Annotated in this window: 21 protein-coding genes and 1 other RNA gene; 15 read left to right on the top strand and 7 right to left on the bottom strand. The window is 71.3% G+C overall.

Annotated features, from left to right (window positions below; all coding sequences use genetic code 11):
- The first annotated feature begins 23 nt into the window (after positions 1–23).
- Both ACTWLT_RS16415 and mctP read left to right on the top strand, forming a co-directional pair.
- Positions 24–266: a DUF3311 domain-containing protein gene (locus ACTWLT_RS16415; RefSeq protein WP_252417767.1), complete on the top strand. Its 243-nt coding sequence runs from the start codon at positions 24–26 to the stop codon at positions 264–266.
- Positions 266–1,915 carry a monocarboxylate uptake permease MctP gene (gene mctP / locus ACTWLT_RS16410; RefSeq protein WP_252417766.1) on the top strand — a complete coding sequence of 550 codons (1,650 nt, stop codon included), beginning with the start codon at positions 266–268 and terminating at the stop codon, positions 1,913–1,915. The genes ACTWLT_RS16415 and mctP overlap by 1 nt, the downstream gene beginning before the upstream one ends.
- 64 nt (positions 1,916–1,979) lie before the next feature.
- On the opposite strand, the gene ACTWLT_RS16405 is transcribed toward mctP, so the two are convergent.
- Positions 1,980–2,471 carry a MarR family winged helix-turn-helix transcriptional regulator gene (locus tag ACTWLT_RS16405; RefSeq protein WP_252417765.1) on the bottom strand — a complete coding sequence of 164 codons (492 nt, stop codon included), beginning with the start codon at positions 2,469–2,471 and terminating at the stop codon, positions 1,980–1,982.
- A 55-nt stretch (positions 2,472–2,526) separates the two neighbouring features.
- On the opposite strand from ACTWLT_RS16405, the gene ACTWLT_RS16400 reads away from it, so the two are divergent.
- Positions 2,527–3,759, top strand: coding sequence for an MFS transporter (locus ACTWLT_RS16400; protein WP_445319131.1), 1,233 nt, complete (start codon positions 2,527–2,529; stop codon positions 3,757–3,759).
- A gap of 142 nt (positions 3,760–3,901) precedes the next feature.
- Here ACTWLT_RS16400 and ACTWLT_RS16395 read toward each other — a convergent pair whose 3' ends face one another.
- Positions 3,902–4,663 (bottom strand): sulfite exporter TauE/SafE family protein, encoded by a 762-nt coding sequence (locus tag ACTWLT_RS16395; RefSeq protein ID WP_445319130.1) that lies wholly within the window; start codon positions 4,661–4,663, stop codon positions 3,902–3,904.
- A gap of 151 nt (positions 4,664–4,814) precedes the next feature.
- On the opposite strand from ACTWLT_RS16395, the gene rnpB reads away from it, so the two are divergent.
- An RNA gene (gene rnpB, locus ACTWLT_RS16390) (RNase P RNA component class A) lies at positions 4,815–5,230 on the top strand.
- 70 nt (positions 5,231–5,300) lie between these two features.
- Here the strand turns inward: rnpB and ACTWLT_RS16385 are convergent.
- Positions 5,301–5,627 (bottom strand): zinc finger domain-containing protein, encoded by a 327-nt coding sequence (locus ACTWLT_RS16385; RefSeq protein ID WP_445319129.1) that lies wholly within the window; start codon positions 5,625–5,627, stop codon positions 5,301–5,303.
- Positions 5,628–5,763: 136 nt separating this feature from the next.
- On the opposite strand from ACTWLT_RS16385, the gene ACTWLT_RS16380 reads away from it, so the two are divergent.
- The 4 genes from ACTWLT_RS16380 (at position 5,764) to ACTWLT_RS16365 (ending at position 9,426) form a co-directional block, all read left to right on the top strand.
- A complete protein-coding gene (locus ACTWLT_RS16380; protein WP_445319128.1) occupies positions 5,764–6,288 on the top strand; it encodes an SRPBCC family protein in 525 nt (174 codons plus the stop codon).
- 306 nt (positions 6,289–6,594) lie between these two features.
- On the top strand, positions 6,595–7,818 hold the full coding sequence (locus ACTWLT_RS16375; RefSeq protein ID WP_445319127.1) for an epoxide hydrolase family protein: 1,224 nt from the start codon (positions 6,595–6,597) through the stop codon (positions 7,816–7,818).
- Positions 7,819–7,824: 6 nt separating this feature from the next.
- Entirely contained in the window at positions 7,825–8,772 is a 948-nt protein-coding gene (locus tag ACTWLT_RS16370) for a redoxin family protein (RefSeq protein ID WP_445319126.1), read from the top strand.
- Positions 8,773–8,853: 81 nt separating this feature from the next.
- The gene (locus ACTWLT_RS16365) at positions 8,854–9,426 is read left to right on the top strand and encodes a GNAT family N-acetyltransferase (RefSeq protein WP_445319125.1); all 573 of its coding nucleotides are present in this window, start codon (positions 8,854–8,856) and stop codon (positions 9,424–9,426) included.
- 19 nt (positions 9,427–9,445) lie between these two features.
- On the opposite strand, the gene ACTWLT_RS16360 is transcribed toward ACTWLT_RS16365, so the two are convergent.
- A complete protein-coding gene (locus ACTWLT_RS16360) occupies positions 9,446–10,054 on the bottom strand; it encodes a GrpB family protein (protein ID WP_445319124.1) in 609 nt (202 codons plus the stop codon).
- A 58-nt stretch (positions 10,055–10,112) separates the two neighbouring features.
- Positions 10,113–10,742, bottom strand: a complete 630-nt coding sequence (locus ACTWLT_RS16355; RefSeq protein WP_445319123.1) for a superantigen-like protein SSL4 — start codon at positions 10,740–10,742, stop codon at positions 10,113–10,115.
- A gap of 179 nt (positions 10,743–10,921) precedes the next feature.
- Between ACTWLT_RS16355 and ACTWLT_RS16350 the strand changes: the two genes are divergently transcribed.
- From ACTWLT_RS16350 to ACTWLT_RS16340, 3 genes are read left to right on the top strand one after another with little or no spacing between them, the layout of a single operon-like run.
- Positions 10,922–11,794 carry an AraC family transcriptional regulator gene (locus tag ACTWLT_RS16350; RefSeq protein WP_445319122.1) on the top strand — a complete coding sequence of 291 codons (873 nt, stop codon included), beginning with the start codon at positions 10,922–10,924 and terminating at the stop codon, positions 11,792–11,794.
- Between the two features lie 20 nt (positions 11,795–11,814).
- Positions 11,815–12,147: a PadR family transcriptional regulator gene (locus ACTWLT_RS16345; RefSeq protein ID WP_252417754.1), complete on the top strand. Its 333-nt coding sequence runs from the start codon at positions 11,815–11,817 to the stop codon at positions 12,145–12,147.
- Complete coding sequence (locus tag ACTWLT_RS16340; RefSeq protein WP_445319121.1) at positions 12,141–13,085, top strand: hypothetical protein; 945 nt, start codon at positions 12,141–12,143, stop codon at positions 13,083–13,085. Before ACTWLT_RS16345 ends, ACTWLT_RS16340 begins: the two co-directional genes overlap by 7 nt.
- Positions 13,086–13,094: 9 nt before the next feature.
- On the opposite strand, the gene ACTWLT_RS16335 is transcribed toward ACTWLT_RS16340, so the two are convergent.
- Both ACTWLT_RS16335 and ACTWLT_RS16330 read right to left on the bottom strand, forming a co-directional pair.
- The gene (locus tag ACTWLT_RS16335) at positions 13,095–13,592 is read right to left on the bottom strand and encodes an NUDIX hydrolase (protein ID WP_445319120.1); all 498 of its coding nucleotides are present in this window, start codon (positions 13,590–13,592) and stop codon (positions 13,095–13,097) included.
- Positions 13,593–13,651: 59 nt separating this feature from the next.
- Positions 13,652–14,926 (bottom strand): M48 family metallopeptidase, encoded by a 1,275-nt coding sequence (locus tag ACTWLT_RS16330; RefSeq protein ID WP_445319119.1) that lies wholly within the window; start codon positions 14,924–14,926, stop codon positions 13,652–13,654.
- Between the two features lie 196 nt (positions 14,927–15,122).
- On the opposite strand from ACTWLT_RS16330, the gene ACTWLT_RS16325 reads away from it, so the two are divergent.
- From ACTWLT_RS16325 to npdG, 4 genes are all read left to right on the top strand, one after another.
- Positions 15,123–15,326, top strand: coding sequence for a hypothetical protein (locus tag ACTWLT_RS16325; protein ID WP_445319118.1), 204 nt, complete (start codon positions 15,123–15,125; stop codon positions 15,324–15,326).
- A gap of 82 nt (positions 15,327–15,408) precedes the next feature.
- Positions 15,409–16,242: a histone gene (locus tag ACTWLT_RS16320; RefSeq protein ID WP_445319117.1), complete on the top strand. Its 834-nt coding sequence runs from the start codon at positions 15,409–15,411 to the stop codon at positions 16,240–16,242.
- Between the two features lie 116 nt (positions 16,243–16,358).
- The gene (locus ACTWLT_RS16315) at positions 16,359–17,789 is read left to right on the top strand and encodes an RNB domain-containing ribonuclease (protein WP_445319116.1); all 1,431 of its coding nucleotides are present in this window, start codon (positions 16,359–16,361) and stop codon (positions 17,787–17,789) included.
- Between the two features lie 153 nt (positions 17,790–17,942).
- Positions 17,943–18,641 (top strand): NADPH-dependent F420 reductase, encoded by a 699-nt coding sequence (npdG, locus tag ACTWLT_RS16310; protein ID WP_445319115.1) that lies wholly within the window; start codon positions 17,943–17,945, stop codon positions 18,639–18,641.
- Positions 18,642–18,734: the final 93 nt, after the last annotated feature.

Genomic DNA, 18,734 nt, shown 5'->3' with positions numbered 1-18,734 from the left:
ACGACTTCCCGGAGGTGTGTCAGATGGCTGCACCCGAACCGGAGGCGACCACCACGGCGCCAGTCAGGGCGAAGGACCACAGCCCCTGGAACTGGTTGCTCTTCATCCCCATCGTGGTGCCGCTGATCCCGGCTTTCTTCAACGGCGACTCACCCCGGATCTTCGGGTTTCCTCGGTACTACTGGCTGCAGTTGGCGTGGATCCTGCTCGGCGTCTCCACCACGACGCTGGTCTACCAGTTGACGAAGAAGCGGGGTGAGCGCTGATGTGGCGCGATCATCTCACCGAGATCATCGTCTTCTCGCTGCTGTTCCTGCTGGTCAGCGTGATGGGCTTCGTGGCCGCCCGCTGGCGTGCGCCGAAGGACATGGCGCACCTCGACGAGTGGGGCCTGGGCGGGCGTAACTTCGGCGGCTGGATCACCTGGTTCCTGGTCGGCGGTGACCTCTACACCGCGTACACCTTCGTGGCGGTGCCGGCACTGATGTTCGGGGCCGGGGCGGCCGGGTTCTTCGCCGTGCCGTACACGATCGTCGTCTACCCGCTGGTCTTCCTGGTGCTGATCCGGCTCTGGTCGGTCTCGCACCGGCACGGCTTCGTCACCCCGGCCGACTTCGTCCGCACCCGGTTCGACTCGCCGGTGCTGGCGCTGCTGGTCGCGATCACCGGCATCGTGGCCACGATGCCCTACATCGCGCTGCAACTGGTCGGCATCGAGGCGGTCCTCAAGACCATGGGCGTGACCGGGGAGAGCACCCTCGCCCGGCACCTGCCGATCATCATCGCGTTCGCCATCCTGGCCGCGTACACCTACCAGTCCGGGCTCCGCGCGCCGGCGTTGATCGCGTTCGTCAAGGACAGCCTGATCTACGTCGTGATCCTGGTGGCCGTCATCTACCTGCCCTACAAGCTCGGTGGGTGGGGCGACATCTTCGACGCGGCGGACGCCAAGTTCCAGGCGTCACCGAACCCGAACGACGGTGTCCTGCTCAACGGCAACAACCAGCTCCAGTACGTCACGCTGGCGTTCGGTTCGGCGTTGGCGCTGTTCCTGTACCCGCACAGCATCACCGGTGTGCTGGCCAGCCGGAACCGGAACGTGATCAAGCGGAACATGTCGGCGCTGCCGGCGTACAGCCTGCTGCTCGGCCTGATCGCGCTGCTCGGCTACATGGCCATCGCGGCCGGGGTGAAGCCGCTGCCGGGTGCGTCGGCGGGCAGTGTGGACAACAACACCATCGTGCCGTTGCTCTTCGACCAGCAGTTCCCGGACTGGTTCGCCGGGGTCGCGTACGCGGCCATCGGCATCGGGGCGCTGGTGCCCGCGGCGATCATGTCGATCGCGGCGGCGAACCTGTTCACCCGCAACATCTACAAGGAGTACCTGAAGCGGGACGCCAGCCCGGCGCAGGAGGCGAACGTCTCGAAGATCACCTCGCTGGTGGTCAAGGTCGGCGCGGTGGCCTGCATCGTGTTCCTGGACCCGCAGTTCTCCATCGACCTGCAGCTCATCGGCGGCGTGATCATCCTCCAGACGCTGCCGGCGGTGGCGTTGGGTCTCTACACGCGCTGGTTCCACCGGACCGCGCTGGTCGTCGGCTGGGTCGCCGGCATGGGGCTCGGCATGTGGATGCTCTACCAGGTGGCCAGCCCGACCCGGAAGCACTTCGGCGGCTCGGCCTTCCCGCTGGAGAAGTTCGGCTTCGACACGCCCAAGACGATCTACGTCGGCATCGTGGCGGTGCTGGTCAACCTGGCGGTCGCGGCGCTGCTGACGCTGGTCCTGCGGGCCGCCAAGGCCGACGAGGGTGTCGACGGCACCGTCGGAGACGACTACTTCGCCGACGAGGGCGACCCCCGGGTCACCCCGGGCACCGAGCGCGACGCCGACTCGGCCCGCGAACCGGTCGCCTAGCGCACAGGAAGGGCCGCTTCTCGACGCGTGGCGTCGGGAGGCGGCCCTTCGGTGTCAGGGAGGTTCATCTTCCCCGGTTGCGGGACACCAGGGCCTCGTTGAGGCGGTGCAACATCCGCGCCAGGGTCTCCCGGTCCTCGGCGGGCCAGTCGGCGAGCATGTCGCCGTAGAGGCGGGTCCGCGCGGCCCGCACCGCCGCCATCCGTTGCAGGCCCGCCGCGGTGGGGGAGATGACCGTGCCCCGCCCGTCGGACGGGTCGGGGGCGCGGGTGATCAGACCGTCGCGCTGGAGCGCGGACACCTGCCGGGTCACGGTCGAGCCGTCCAGGTTGAGCCGGGCGGCGAGCGCGGAGACGTTCTGCGGGCCGGCGGCGTCCAGGTGCCGCAGGATCACGTACGCCGCCCGGTCGAGCACCCGGTGCTCGGCGGTGCCGGTGGCCCGCCGGGTCGCCTCGCCGAAGCGCATCAGCAGGGCCACCTCGGTCTCGATCCGGCCGAGCGTGACCTCGTGGTCGTCGGCGTCGGCATCGGTGTCCCGGTAGGGGTCGTCGCTCATAGCTGTATGATACAAGGTAAGTACCTGTACGATACAGCTAATTGGGGGAGTCGGAGTGGATCGGCGTTCCGAACCGAACCGCAGTGCCATCTACGCCACCACACTGGTGGCCTTCCTCGCGATCGCCGGCATCGCCGTCGTCGACCCGATCCTGCCGGCCATCGGCGACGCCATCGGGGTCACCGCCTGGCAGGTCGAGCTGCTGTTCACCGCGTACATCGCGGTGATGGCCCTCGGCATGATCCCGGCGACGCTGGCCAGCGGGCGGTTCGGCTTCAAGCCGGTGCTGATCACCGGCGTCTCCGTGGTCGGCGTGGCCGCGATCCTCGCCTCGTTCAGCGACAGCATCGTGCAGCTGTCCGTGCTGCGCGGCGTCTGGGGACTGGGCAACGCGATGTTCTTCGCCACCGCCATGGTGGTGCTGGTCAACCTCGCCGTCGACCGGGAGTGGGTGGTCGGCCTCTTCGAGACCGCCCTCGGTCTCGGCTTCGCCGTCGGCCCGCTGATCGGCGGCCTGCTCGGCGAGGTCAGCTGGCGACTGCCGTTCTTCGTGTGCGGCGTCTTCATGGTCCTGGCGCTCGGCGTGGCCGCCCGCAAGCTGCGCGAGCCGACCAACCGGCAGGCCCCGGTGCGGGTCCGCCAGATCTTCGCCACCTACCGCCGCCCGGCGTTCATCGCGCTCTGCGTGGTGACCGGCACGTACAACTTCGTCTTCTTCGTGGTGCTCGGCTACACGCCGCTCTTCCTCGGCCTGGACGTCATCCCGCTGGGGCTGGCCTTCACCGGCTGGGGCCTCGGCCTGGCCGCCGGCATCCTGGTGGTCGGCCACCGGCTGGCCCACCGGATCGGCGCGGTGCAGACCGTCGGCGTGGCCATCGCCGGCCTGCTGGTCTGCATGGTCCTCTTCGCCACCTCGACCAGCACCGCCGAGGCGCTGGTGGTGCTGGTGCTCTCCGGGCTCTGCATGGGGCTCGCCAACGCCAACCTCACCGACCTGGCGCTCGGCCTCGGCTCCAGCGACCGCCGGGTGGCCACCGGCGCGTTCAACCTGGTCCGCTGGGGCGCCGCCGCGCCGGCACCGATCATCTCCGGCAAGCTCGCCGAGCACTCGCTGTCGCTGCCGTACTGGGTCGGCTTCGGCGTCCTCGCCGTCGGCGTGCTGGTCTACCTCGCCTTCGCGCACCTGATGGCCGCCGGCTACGGAGAGCGGGTGCTCTGGTCCCGCTGGAACCGGGCCGCCGCCGGCACCGAGCACGCGCCGGAAGAGCCGGTCGGCGAGGCGTACTGACCGCCGTCCCCCACCGTCAAGATCCGCGCACTTTCGGGGAACCTGCTGCCTCGGCTCCTGTCGAGGCAGCACTTTCCCGGAAGCTGCGCGGGTCTTGGCGTCGGAGTGGCGGTCGACGGGGCGGGGCGGCGTTGGGCCGAGGTCAGGTGAGGGCGCGCCAGAGCAGGTAGAGCCCGATCACCGTCCCGAACACCACGATCATCGTCTTGAGCAGCACCGGTGGCAGCCTGCGGACCAGCCGGGCGCCGGCGTACCCCCCGATCAGGGTCGCCGGGGCGACCACCGCGACTGCGGCCCAGTTCACCGGGCCGAACAGGGCGAACACCACCAGCGTGGTGAAGCCCACCACCGCGGAGAGCAGATTCTTGATCGCGCTGACCCGGGCGAGCGTCGCGTCCAGCACCAGGGCCAACCCGGCGACCAGCATCACTCCGAGCGCCGCGCCGAAGTACCCCCCGTACACCGCGCCGAGCGCCACCATCGTCTGCACCGCGACCGTGCGCTGACGCGGCGACAGGTCCCGGGGGTGACCGACCAGCCGGCGCAGCGGGTCCTGGAAGGCGAGCACCGCGGTCGCGCCGAGCACCAGAAATGGCACGACCAGCTCGAACGCGCGGGCCGGGGTGGCCAGCAGCAGCAACGCCCCGAGGATCGTGCCGACGACCGTCGTGGGCACCAGCGTCGCCAGCGCCCGGCCACGCGGCAGATCGACCCGGCTGCCCGCCACGCTGGCCGCGTACCCGGGGAACACCGCGACGGAGTTGCTGACGTTCGCCGGCACCGGGGGCAGCCCCACCGCGATCATCGCCGGAAAGGTGATCAGCGAACCGCCACCGGCCACCGCGTTGATCGTGCCAGCGGCGAGACCGGCGGCGAGCAGCAGCGCGGCGTGGGAGAGATCCATAGCCTGACGAGGTTAGCCCCCACCCGGTCGGGCGGGTACGCCGGACTCCCGCCGCCGATCCACCCCGACCGCCCTCTGACCTGCACGATCGTGCCCAGGCGGGGTGGCAATACCGGCGGGCCGCCCGTCGTTAGGATGAGAGCGCGACGGACGAGTCGACCGGGCGGCCGCGTCGGCGGGCTCTGGCCCGCCGCCGAGGAACGTCCGGACTCCACAGGGCAGGGTGGTTGTTAACGGCAACCCGGGGCGACCCGCGGGAAAGTGCCACAGAAAACAGACCGCCGACCCCAACGGGGACGGTAAGGGTGAAACGGTGGGGTAAGAGCCCACCAGCACCCCGGGTGACCGGGGTGGCTCGGTAAACCCCACCCGGAGCAAGGCCAAGTAAGGGCCGTCACCGCAAGATGACGACCCCGCGCAGACGCTTGAGGGCTGCCCGCCCGATGTCTGCGGGTAGGCCGCTGGAGCCTGCCGGCAACGGTAGGCCGAGATGGATGGCCGCCGCCGGCGCTGACCCCTCGGGGTACGCGCCGCGCACAGAATCCGGCGTACAGGTCGACTCGTCCGTCGCCCATCTGCTGCTTCTGGTTGTCCGTGCTCAGGGTGATGCGCCGGACCGTCGGTGAATGCGCGGACGTCAGCCGAGGGGAATGGGAAGAGGCACTTCCCCCTTGATCGCCTTCTCGGCCAACTCGAAGCGCCGGGGGTGGAGGATGTTGCCGTGTAGTGGGTGGCCGGGAACGTTGATGCACCGTTGGCCCGGCACGGCCTCACAGACCGGACATTGGAGGAACAGTCCGCCGTTTGGCACCAGTTCGACGCCCTGAGCCAGGGCTGCCCTGCCAATCTTGACAATGGCCCTGTACAGATCGTAGTCCTGGTGTTTCCTGGCGGCAGTGGCTATCTCCTGCATCCCTTCCCAGAACCGTTCGGCGGCATTCGGCTCGTCTATGTCGATGTGCACGGTCGCGCATCCCCGCCTTCCGGACTGCCAAACCGCCCGCAAACCCACTCGCGGGCAGGTTTGCTGAAGGGGGACTCGGGCACACGGCCGGGATCGCAGCAGGGCTGAAGTGCAAGGAAATCCGTCGGAGGCAGCGATGCGCCACCCACCACCCCGCCGCCGCGACAACCCGGCCGAGGCGAGAGTGACGATAGAGCGCGGGATCGCGGACGTCTTCAACGTCTACCGTGACTTCCACAACCTGCCCCGCTTCCTGGGCGACGTCATGGCCAGTGAACAGATCGGGCCGACGACGTTCCGATGGACGATTCGGGGACCACTCGGCGTCAGACTGCGCTCCACGGTACGGCTCACCGAGGAGCGCACGAACCAGTTGCTCCGGTACGAGACCACCGCCGTGCCTGGGATGAGGACTCAGTGGACAGTCCGGTTCGCGCCTGGACCTGACCCGGGCCGGACCGAGGTTCACGAGGTGCTGAAGACACCCTTCGGAAGGCTGGGCCGCATCGCGCTGACCCTGGCCGGTAAGCCGCCCGCGGGCGAGGTGGCGGCGAACCTGCGCAGGCTGAAACAACTCCTGGAAACGGGAGAAGTAACCGACACCGAGCACGCGGTCGCTGGAAAGTTCGAGCGGAGATCCGTCGGACCATCGCGACCCTGAGGGACCAGGGCCGTTGCGACCCAATGCCCCTGTACGGGCGCCGGGAATGGGATTGTCCGGGTCTTGCACTGGCCCTTCTCGCAGGGCGCGGTACGCGGACTGCTCGTATGCCCGCGGTCAAGGGGCGAGGCGTTCTAGGCTTCGACATATGGCGGCGGCGCGCCTGTGAACTGGCGGACAAGGCCGGGCGGCGCCTCGAACCGAAGTGACCCTCGCGAGGCACGAGTCGGGCCGTCCCGTTTGTGCAGTCAAGAGAGCAGAAATGCCCGCTCGACCTCCAGTGAACTCAGATGAGAGGGAGCACGCATGGCTGTCAAGACCGAAGCGCGCCCAGGCACCGCGGAGATCCGGCCGTTCACAATAGAAGTGCCGGAATCGGATCTGAAGGCGTTGCGGGCGCGTATCGCGGCCACCCGTTGGCCCGAGAAGGAAACCGTCCCGGATCAGTCGCAGGGCGTACCGCTCGCGACGATGCAGGCGCTCGCACGTTACTGGGAGAAGGACTACGACTGGCGCAAGGTCGAGGCGAGACTGAACGCCCTGCCGCAGTTCATCACCCAGATCGACGGGCTGGACATCCACTTCATCCACGTCCGTTCGAAGCACGAAGACGCCCTGCCGCTCCTCATCACGCACGGATGGCCCGGCTCGGTGATCGAACAGCTGAAGATCATCGACCCGCTCACGAATCCCACCGCCCATGGCGCGAGTGCCTCGGACGCCTTCCATCTGGTGATCCCGTCGATGCCCGGCTATGGCTTCTCGGGCAAGCCGAGCATGCCCGGCTGGGACCCGCAACACATCGCGACCGCCTGGATCGAGTTGATGAAGCGCCTGGGCTACACGCGGTACGTGGCGCAGGGCGGCGACTGGGGTGCGCTCATCACCGAGTTGATGGGTGTGCAGGCGCCCCAGGAACTGATCGGCATTCACACCAACATGCCCGGCGTGTACCCACCCGACATCGACGCGCTGCTCCAGTCCGGGATCACCGGTGCGAACACCCCGCTCGACTCGCTGCCGTCCAATCTCTCCGACGAGGAGAGGCGTGCGTGCGAGCAGGCGGACTTCTTCTGGAAGCACTCCGGCTACGCCATCGAGATGGGGCGTGCCCAGACGCTGACCGGGTTGGCGGATTCGCCCGTCGCCCTGGCGGCGTACATGCTCGACCATGACGTGGCCAGCCTGAAGCTCATCACCGAGTCGGTCGCCGGGCAGCCCCGAGGCATCACGCCGGAGGACCTCCTCGACAACATCACGCTCTACTGGCTGACGAACACCGGGGTCTCCGCGGCCCGTCTGTACGCGGAGAACCAGCTCTCCTTCTTCGCAACCAAGGGGGTCACCATCCCGGTCGCCGTGAGCGTGTTCCCCGACGAGCTGTACCAGGCTCCGAAGAGTTGGGCCGAGCAGGCGTATCCCAATCTCATCCACTACAACAGGCTCGACAGGGGCGGGCACTTCGCGGCCTGGGAACAGCCGCAGATCTTCACGGAGGAGATGCGTGCCGCCTTCCGGTCGCTCCGCTAGATGACCGTGTCCGGCCGTCCGCACCTGCCCACGTTCGACGGGGCGACCGAGTGGCTCAACTCCGAGCCGCTCGGCCCCGCCGAGCTGCGCGGCCGCGTCGTCCTCGTGAACTTCTGGACGCTGACCTGCATCAACTGGCTGCGCCAGGAGCCGTACGTCCGCGCGTGGTCGCAGGCATACCGCGACGACGGGCTGGTCGTCGTCGGAGTCCACACGCCGGAGTTCTCGTTCGAGCACGAGACCGGCTGGGTGCGACAGGCGATCACGGCGCGCGGGATCGACTACCCGGTCGCGGTCGACAACGACTACGGGGTCTGGAGCGCCTTCGACAACCACTACTGGCCTGCGCTCTACTTCGTCGACACGGACGGCGTCATCCGCGACAACCACTTCGGCGAGGGGCGCTACGAGCAGTCCGAGCGCGTCATCCAGCAACTGCTCGGCATCGAGCGCGACCTCGTCGGGGTCGAAGGGCGCGGCGTGGAGGCCGAGGCTGACTGGGCTCACCTGCGTACGCCCGAGACGTACCTCGGTTTCCAGCGCGGCGAACACTTCGCGTCGCCGAACGGCGCCGCGCTCGACGAGCGCCGCGCCTACGAGGTCCCCGAGAGCCTGGCCCTCAACCAGTGGGCCCTCGCGGGGGAGTGGACGATCGGCTCCGAGAACGCCGTGCTGGGCCAGGCCGGCGGGAGCATCGCCTTCCGGTTCCACGCACGCGACGCGCATCTCGTGCTGTCTCCCGGAGCTGGTGAGGCGATCCCGTTCCGGGTGCTCCTCGACGGCGAACCTCCGGGCCCGTCACACGGCGTAGACGTCGACGAGGACGGCAACGGTCTGCTCCGGGAAGGTCGCCTCCACCAGCTCGTACGCCAGCACGACACGGTCCGCGAACGGACCCTGGAGATCACGTTCGGCGAACCCGGCGCCGAGGCGTACGCGTTGACGTTCGGCTGAGCCGACCCGCTGACGCGGTGGACGGCCGTGTCCCGCGACGCCCGTCCCACCACCCGCCGGTGACCGATAGCATCGCCTGCTGTGACAGCACCTGAGATCACGGTCGCCACCCCAGCGGACCGTGACGCGGTTGTCGGCTCTCTGGTCGCCGCGTTCGCCACCGATCCCGTCCTGCGTTACCTGTTCCCGGCCGAGGAGACCTATCCGCGGTACGCCGCCGCCTTCTTCGGGTACCTCTTCGACAAGCGGGTGCACAGGGAGACGATCTGGACGGTCGGGCGCGGCGCCTCGGTCGCCATCTGGGAACCCCCGGCAGCCTCTCCCGAATCGCGCGAGGCCCCCCTTGCCGCTCATCTCCCCGCCGACGTGCTGGCCCGCGTCGTCGCCTACGACGAGGCCGTGCACGCCGCACTGCCGGACGCCCCCTTCTGGTACCTCGGTGTCCTGGGCACCCACCCGGACAACGCCGGTCGTCGGTGGGGCCGCGCCGTCATGGGTGCCGGGCTGCGCCGCGCCGCGGCGGACGGTCTGCCGGCGATCCTCGAAACCAGCAACCCCGCCAACGTCGAGCTGTACCGCCGCGCCGGCTGGGAGGTGGCGGACTCCTTCTCCGAGCCGCTGCCCACCTGGATCATGCAACAGTCGGCGCGCTGACCGTCCTCCGTCCGCTCGACTACCCTTCGGTCGCCTCTGAGGCGGCGAAGAGGCGCCCGTAGATCTCGTCGATGACGGCGTTCTTCGCCAGGCTGTAGTCGCCGGGTCGGTGCGCGGTGTCCCGCGCGAGGCGCCGCTTGGTCGTGGCGTACAGCTCGCGGTCGTCGGGATGCGACCGCAGCCAGTCGCGGAAGAGCCGGTGCCGGACGGGTTCGGGCGCGTCGTGCGGCCAGACGTGCACGTTGACGTCCTCGGCGGCGCTGAGGAACATCCGGTGCCCGTGCCACCACGGTTCCCGAAGGACGAGCCGGTACCCGATCCGCTCCAGGGCGGGGAGATAGCGGGACTCGTCGGTCGTGTCCTCGATGAGGAGGTCGATGTCGATGACGGGCTTGGCCGCCAGGCCCGGCACGGATGTGGACCCGACGTGCTCCACACCGATGATCAGACCACCCAGCGCCCCGGTCAGCGACGAGCGAGCGGCAACGAACCGGTCCGCCCAGACCGGGTCGTAGTCCTCGATGACGATGGACCGCCACGTCCGTGGAGGCTCGCCGACCAGAGCGGCGGCCATCTGCTCGGTGGTGCCGTGAAAGCGCCGCACGACGTCCTGCGGGTACCCGGCCACGTAACCTCCCACAAAATCAAAGTCCGCCAGAGTACGACACCCGAGGCCGGGCGGGACACTAGAGCGGGGCACGCCAGCGGAGTCGGTTGTCGCTGGAGGTCGTTCGGCACACCATCAGCTTGCCCGAGCTGGTCCGGCCGAGTGCGCCAGCGGGTTTGCAGAACGCCCCCGGGCGTACCCCGGTGCGCACGATCGGCTCCGCGGGCTCGGTGGTCCGAGGCGTGCCGGTGGTGAGCTTCGGCGTCGGCTTGGGGCTGCTCCGGGTCGGGGTCGGCCTCGGGCTGGTCCGGGTGGGGTTCGGCTGCGGCGATGGGCTCGCCGTGCGCGTCGGCACGAGAGGGCTGGGCGACGGAACGTCCGGTTCGGTGGCGGACGACGGCTCCTCGACCAGTTGCCCACGGGCGGTGGTCGCCGTCGCGGCGGGTCGATCGTCGCCGGAGTTGGTCAGGGTGGCGACGATGCCGCCTCCGCAGCAGCAGAGGACGGCCAGGCCGAGGAATCCGATGAGGACCTTCCGGCCTCGGCTGACGGGCTTGCGACCATCCGTCGGTGCGCCGTCCGCCCCGGGCGCGGGCATCGTGGACGCTGGCTGGCCGTACGGCGGCAGCACGGGAAGCTGTTGGGTCGGTGGCTCCGACGGCGGCTGCCGGGCCTGCTGCCACGGGTCCTGCGGCGGGGGATACGTCACCCGTGCGAGTCTGCCGGCACCGCTTGGACGCTCATACCGGTCGATCAGTCGGTCCGCGGAGGGCCGTTCCGGCGGGCCGCCACCCCCGGAGACCGACCCGACCGTTGCGGGCACCGGTTGTCGGGTGGGCGACCTGCCCCGCCGCCTAGCGTGATTGTTCGAGAGGGAAGGAGACCCGGGTGCTGGAGCGGCTCAACGAGGCGATGGCGCACATCGAGCGTCACCTCGACCAACGAATCGAGGTGGCCGACCTGGCGCGGATCGCGCTGACGTCGGAGTACCACTTCCGGCGGTTGTTCTCCGCGCTGGCCGGCATCCCGCTGTCGGAGTACATCCGGCGGCGTCGGCTCACCGTCGCCGGCGCGGACGTGCTTGCGGGGGAGCGGACGCTGCTCGACATCGCGGTGCACTACGGCTACGGCTCGGCGGAGGCGTTCGCCCGGGCGTTCCACGGCGTGCACGGCGTGGGGCCCGGCGAGGCCAGGCGTACGGGCGCCGCGCTGCGCTCCCAGCCCCGGATGTCCTTCCGACTGACCGTCGAAGGGAGCGGCAGCATGGAGTATCGAATCGTCGACAAGGACGCGTTCGCCCTGGTGGGGCGCAGGGCGCGGGTTCCGCTGGTGCACGAGGGGATGAACCCGGCGATCGTCGCGTTCATCCGCGGCATCGACCGGGAGACGGTGGAACGGATCGAGGCGCTCTCGGACCAGGAGCCGGCCGGGATCGTCAACGTCAGCGACAACCTCGCCGACAGTCGTGCGGAGGGCACCGAGCTGGACTACTGGCACGGGGTCGTGACCGGTGCCACGGCGCCGGCTGACCTGGACGCACTGCCTGTGCAGGCCGGGACGTGGGCGGTGTTCACGACGTCCGGCGCGTTCCCGCAGGCGGTGCAGTTCCTGTGGCGGGACGTGTTCACCCAGTGGTTCCCGTCCAACCCGTACCGCAGCCGGCCCGGCCCGGAGATCTCGCGGGTGCGCGTGTCGCCGGACGGCGGCCACGCGGACGCGGAGCTGTGGATCCCCGTCGAACGGGTCCCCACCCCTATGTAGAGTTCCGATACAGTGGTCGGATGCGGATCACCATTCCGGTCGCCAAGGTGCTGGCGGCGTTGCTCGCCGAGCCCGACGCGGAGCGGTACGGGCTGGACCTGATGCGAATGACGGGCCTGCCCAGCGGCACCCTCTATCCGGTGCTGCACCGCCTGCGGGCGGCCGGTTGGTTGGCCGCCGACTGGGAGGCCATCGATCCGGTGGCGGCGGGCCGACCAGCCCGCCGCTACTACCGGCTCACCGCCGAAGGGGTGGCCGAAGCCCGTCGGACGCTCGCCGACCTGCGCGCCGCCATTCCCGACGGTCGTCCCTCCTGGGGCGGCGCCGGTCCCAGCGAGGCGCCGGCATGGTGACCCGCCGGGCCGCCGAGATGTTGCTGGCGATCGCCGCGCGACGCTGGCCGGCCGACCTCCGCGACGATCTGCACCGCGAGTGGGACGCCGAGGTGCACGTGCTCGCCGCGAGCGGGCGCCGAACGAGGATGCTGGGCTTCGCCGTGAGTCTCGCCGTCAGCCGGGCGGGCTCCCCGCTGGTCGATCGCGCCCTGATGCACCGACGGGCCCGCCGTACGGCAGCGGCGTTGCTGCTGGCCCCGCTCGCCTGCATCGGGATCGTGGTCGTCAGCGCGGTCCTGATGAACGTGGTCTTCAACTGGCTGCTGCTGCCGCAGGTGCAGTTGCCGCTCTGGTCGGCCCTGACCGCCGGGCTGGCGGTGCTGCTGGCGGTCTCGGCCACCCGCTGGGCACGGCACACCGTGCTCGGCGGCCCGCTGCGCATCGCCCTCGGCGTGGTGCTGCCCATCGGCGCGGCCCTGGCCCTGGCCGGATACGTCCTTCCCGCCGACGGCCTGGCCCGCACCGTGCCCGGTCTGCTGCTCTGGCTGGCCGGCCTGACGCTGGTTCTCTGGGCGGTGGCGGCCCTCGCCGCGCGGGGACGCGTCCGGGCGGCCTGGTGGCTCGGACTCCTCGGCGCACTCGTCGTCGCCGACCTCGCCGTGATCCTCTTCGTGGTCGGAAACATCCCCGGCTCCGGTGCCGTGGCGGCGGGATCACCGCCGGACACCGTCGACCGGATCTCGGCGCCGCTGTGGCTCTTCGCCTGCTGGACCGACTGGAACTTCGGCCTGCCCCGGCCCACACGGTGGGAGATCTTCCTGATCACCGACCAGCTGCTGGTGGAGCCCATGCTCTACCTGGCCTGCACGCCGTACGCGCTCGCGTACACCATCCGGGCGGCCCGGTCGGAACCCACCGCGCCGGTCGCCCTCGCGCCGGCCCCCTCACCGGTCTGACCCGCGGGCTCAGGCGGGCACGTCGTCCCAGGTGGTGCCCGGCGGCAGGAAACCAGCCGTCTGGTTGTCGCGCAGCGCGTAGGCGATGACCAGCAGGGCGTGGGCGTCCAGCTCGGGCAGCCGGTCCATCGGGAACCACCGCACGGCCAGCGACTCGTCGTCGTTGACCCGGGCGGTCCCGGCGACCACCCGGCACAGGAAGCCCAGGTTGAGGTATTCGCAGCGGTCCCCGTTGGGGTAGGTGTGCGGGTGCGAGACGGCGCTGGACAGCCGCACCGGCGCCACGTCCAGACCCGTCTCCTCCCGCACCTCGCGCACGAGCGCGGCGGCCGGCTGCTCGCCCGGCTCGACGAACCCGCTGATCACCGACCAGCGCCCGTCGTCGGCGCGCTGACCGAGCAGCAGCTCACCGGCGTCGTTGCGGACCACCGCGCTGACGCTGGGCAGCCAGAGCAGGTCGTGACCGACGTGCTTGCGCATCCGCAGGATGTAGTCCGGTACCGCCATCCGGCGATCATAGGCCGCGACCCCGCGGCCGCCGCTGTGGCGCGACGGCACGTCCGGCGTCAGGCCGACCAGCTGACGGTACGGCGGAAGCGCTCGTACTCCCGGGCCAGTTCGGCGTCGATGCGCTCCAGCCGGGCCTCGGTGAGCACCACCGCCGGGTCCTGCCACGGCCGGCCGGCGAGCATCCGGCGGCGCAGCCCGGTCGGCGGGTGGGCGGCGAACAGCGACGCCTCGTCGCGGACGGACAGTTGGCGCAGCAGCGGCAGCCGATCGGCGCTCGCCGCGCGAGCCTCGGCCAGCGCGGAACGCCACCGGTCCGGGCCGTGTCCCGCCCTGGTCTCCCGGCGCACCGCGAGTGCCAGCGATTCGCCCGCGAGCAGGGCGTCGAGGACGTTGGTCGCGCCCGTCGTGCCGGCCGCCTTGGCGGCCAGTTCGTCGGCGAGGTACTCGGCGCGCTGGCTGTCCCGCAACGCCACGCTCACCAGCAGCAGGTGGGCGACGAACAGCGCCCGGGACATCATCCACTGGAACGCACGGCCGATCGCGTCGCCCAGCATCTCCACCAACCCGGCTCCGACACTGGTGCGCACCGGTCGGAACAGGTCGGCCGCCGAGCCGAGCATGGTGAACGCGGGCTGGGTGAGCAGCCCTCGGCGCGGGTCGCCGTTGACGAAGTGGCCGAGTTCGTGGCCGAGCAACGCCACCCGCTCGCCGGCGGTGAGCGAGCCCCACAGCGGCAGCCCGAGACCCAGCACCTTCCGGCGCCGCAACCCGACCACGGTCGCGTACGCGTTGATGTCGTCGTCGACGCCGACCACGTCCGGCACCGGTGCCCCGATCGCCGCCGCCACCTCGCCGATCAGCGCGAACAGCTCCGGTGCCCGGTCCGGGGAGAGCACCTCCAACTCGGGGTCGAGCCGGCCGAACCGGGGCCGCAGCGCGACCGCCAGACCGACCATCGCCACCCCGGGCAGGATCGCCAGGTTGGGAAAGGGGAAGGCCACGATCAACCACACACCGGTGACCGCGAGCGCGAGCACCGCGGCGACCAGCACCAGTGACGCCACCGCCGTCAGCGTCCGGGCACCGCTGGAACCATTGGCACCCAGCGGCCGCCCGACCAACCGGGTGAACTGCTGCCCGGTCGCCCGGAACGCCATCCGGTAGGTCCACCGGTCGACCCAGGTCCAGCCGAACTCGCGTGCACGCCGCACCGGGTCGTACGTGTCCAGATTCCACTCGCAGCGGGGGCACCAGGGCACCGCGTCGCGTACGGACGCCGTGCTGGCCCCACACCCCGGGCACGCCCCCGTGCCGGTCACCGTGTTGATCACGGGGACCGATCCTGCCCCAGCCGCGTGTACGCGGGAACTGGCCGTTCAGCCGACGACCGGCGGCGCGAAGTGTCCCGGCCTGCGCATCTTTTCGCTGTTCCGGCCCGGGGCGCCGGGACCGGCTCTACTGTGGAGAAGGTCGGCGACTTGCGTGATCCGGTGGCGGCTGGTCAGTTCGCGGTGCACAGTGATTCCCATGAGCGACAGCGGACGTGGTGGGCAGTTCTACTGGTGCATCCGGCACCACCGGGTCGAGACGGACGCCGACGTGTGCCCGGCGAAGCACGTCCTCGGCCCGTACGACTCGGCGGCCGACGCGGAGAACGCCCTGCAGCGCGTGCAGGAGCGTAACGAGGCGTGGGAGGCCGAGGACGCCCGTTGGGCCGGGGAGGACAGGTAGACGGCGCGGGACGGCCCGTGCCGAGGTACTCCGTGCTCCGCGAGGAGACACGCGAGAGCACGTCCCCAAGGAGGGAACCGAGATGGCCGAAGCACAGCAGGCCACCACCCGCCCGGCCGCCCGACGTACCACCGCGAAGAAGACCGCCGCGGCGGAGCGGAACACGGGAGCGAGCCGGACCACCCCCGTGCGCAAGTCCACCGCGGGTGCGGCGGCGGCGAAGGCACCGGCCAGGAAGGCAGCCGGCGGGGCGGGGCGTGCCCCGGCCAAGAAGACCACCACGGCCGCGAAGGCCCCCGCGAAGAAGGCCACGACCAAGGCCTCCACCGCCGCCAAGAAGGCCCCGGCGAAGACCTCGGCCACCACCCGCAAGACGACCGCCGCCGCGAAGCGGACCCCGGCGTCCGCGGCGAAGAAGACCACCGGCGCGGCGAAGAAGACGACCGCCGCGGCGAAGAAGACCACCGGCGCCGCGAAGAAGACGACCAGCGCCGCGGCGAAGCGGACCACCGCCGCGGCGAAGAAGACGACCACCGCGGCGACGGCGCCGGCGCGGAAGACCGCGACCAAGGCGTCCACCGCGAAGAAGACGGTCGCCAAGAAGACCGCGGCGAAGAAGACGACGGCCACGAAGGCGCCAGCGAAGAAGGCGCCAGCGAAGAAGACCGCATCCACCCGCCCGAGCGGCGGCGCCCGCAAGGCCCCGGCGAAGAAGGCCCCGGCCGCGAAGGCGACCGGCACGTCGTCGACCGCCACCCGCAAGGCGGCGGCGAAGAAGGCACCGGCGAAGAAGACCGTCGCGGCCAAGGCGCCAGCTCGCAAGGTGACCGCCCGCAAGTCGCCGGCCCGTCCGGCCGCCGCGCGCGCCGCCGCCCCTCGCGGTACGCGGACCACCGCACGGAAGGCGACCGGCTGACCCTGTCCGGGCATCGGTTCGTTCAGCGGGCCGGAGGTAGTTGCTCCGGTGTGCCGGTCGGATATCTCGGCCGGTCACCGGAAGCGGATCACCGGCGGCACTGTCAGGATTGACCCGTGGTCATCCGACGCGTACTCGCGCCCCGCATCGACTTCGGCGCGCTGCGCCGCGAGCTCGGCCTGCCCGAGGGCTTCCCGGCCGACGCCCAACGGGAGGCCGACGAGGCCGCCGCCGCGCCGCCGCGGCCGCCCGTCGACCGCACCGACGTACCGTTCGTCACGGTCGACCCCGCCACGTCGCGGGACCTGGACCAGGCGATGCACCTCGCCCGCCGTCCGGGTGGCGGCTACCGCGTGCGGTACGCGATCGCGGACGTCGCCGCCCACGTCGACCCCGGCGGCGCGCTGGAGGCGGAGACCTGGCGACGGGGGCAGACCGTCTACCTACCGGACGGCCACGTGCCGTTGCACCCGCTGACGCTCAGCGAAGGCGCGGCCAGCCTGCTGCCCGACGACGACCGGGCCGCCGTGGTGTGGACCATCGACCTGGACGCCGACGGCGGCACCGTGGCCGTCGAGTTGGAACGCGCCCTGGTCCGCAGCCGGGCCAAACTCGACTACTCGGGTGTGCAGGCGTCAGCCGACGCCGGGCGACTTCCCGACCCGATCGCGCTGCTGCCCGAGATCGGCGACCGGCTGACCGCTCGGGGCCTGCGGCGTGGCGCGATCAACCTGCCCCTGCCCGAGCAGGACGTCGAGCCCGACGGCGACGGTTGGCGGCTGGTGCTGCGTGGCCCGGTGCCCATGGAGGAGCACAACGCGCAGATCTCCCTGCTGACCGGGATGGCCGCCGCCGACATCATGCTGGCCGGCCGGGTCGGCCTGCTGCGCACCATGCCCGCGCCGAAGCCGGAGGCCGTGCAACGGCTGCGGGCAGCCGCCGCGCCGCTGGGCGTGCACTGGCCGGACGGCGCGGGCCCGGGCGAGGTGATCGCCGGGCTGGACCCCGCCCAGCCGCGTGCCGCCGCGTTCATCGACCAGGCTGCCGAGCTGATGCGCGGCGCCGCGTACACGGCGTTCGACGGGACGGTGCCGGAGCAGCCGGAGCACGGCGGGGTGGCCGCCGCGTACGCCCACGTCACGGCGCCGCTGCGGCGCCTGGCCGACCGGTACGCCACCGAGGTCTGCCTGGCCCTGCACGCGGGCCGCCCGGTGCCCGACTGGGCACGCGCCGCGCTGCCCCGGCTGCCCGAGGTGATGGCCACGACCGACCGGACCGCCTCAGCGGCCAGCCGGGGCGCGGTCGAGCTGGCCGAGGCGGTGCTGCTGGCGGACCGGGTGGGGGAGACCTTCGACGCGGCCGTACTGGATGTGGACCCCCCGCCCAACGGCCGGTCCCGCCCCCGCCCGCCCGGCGGCACGGTCGCCCTTGACTCCCCACCGGTACGCGGCCGCTGCCTCGGCCAACTACCGCTCGGCGAACGGGTCCGGGTCCGGCTGGTCACCGCCGACCCGGCTGCCCGCACGATCCAGTTCGAGCTGGCCTGAACCGTCCGCCACGCCGTTCTGGTCCGACGCTGGCCTGGCCGGGCTGCCGGCAGGCACGTGTTCGAGCTGCCCGGGTCGGCGGGCAGGTGGCAGCGGGGATTCTCACAGCGGCTGACGCTGCTGCCGGACCGGGCGGTTTGCGAGGATGAGCCCATGGCATACGACGCGAGCACGCTGCCCGACGTGTCCGGGCTGACGGTCGGCATCATCGGTGGCACCGGCGACCAGGGGCGCGGTCTCGCCTACCGCCTCGCCCGGGCCGGGCAGACGGTGCTCATCGGTTCCCGCTCCGCGGAACGGGCCGCCGAGTCCGCCGCCGAGATCGCCGCGCTGCCCCGGATGCCCGCCGACGCCGACATCACCGGTGCGGCCAACGACGAGGTGGCCCGCCGCAGCGACGTGGTGATCATCGCGGTGCCGTGGGAAGGGCACGCCGCCACCGTCGCCTCCCTCGCCGAGCCGCTCGCCGGCACGATCGTCGTCGACTGCGTCAACCCGCTCGGCTTCGACAAGCAGGGCCCGTACGCGCTGACCGTCGCCGAGGGCAGCGCCGTGCAGCAGGCCGCCGCGCTCCTGCCCGACTCCCGGGTCTGCGCGGCGTTCAACCACGTCAGCGCCCCGCTGCTGGCCGACCCCGAGGTCGAGACCATCGACCTGGACGTGCTGATCTGCACCGAGGACCGCGAGCTGGTCGACGTGGTCGGTGCGCTCGCCGCCCGGATCCCCGGAATGCGGGGCATCTACGCCGGCCGGCTGCGCAACGCCCACCAGATCGAGGCGTTCACGGCCAACCTGATCGCCATCAACAAGCGCTACAAGGCCCACGCCGGCATCCGCGTCACCGACCTCTGAGCCCACCGGCGCTGCTGAGGACCAGCCTGCCACGCGGCGAGCCTGCCCTTGCAAGCCTTGCGCACGGCGAGCATCGTGCACCGACGAGCCAGC

This window comes from Micromonospora yongxingensis, from assembly GCF_052601155.1.
The sequence above is the reverse complement of the archived record's forward strand: the minus strand, read 5'-3'. Positions and strand labels throughout refer to the sequence as shown.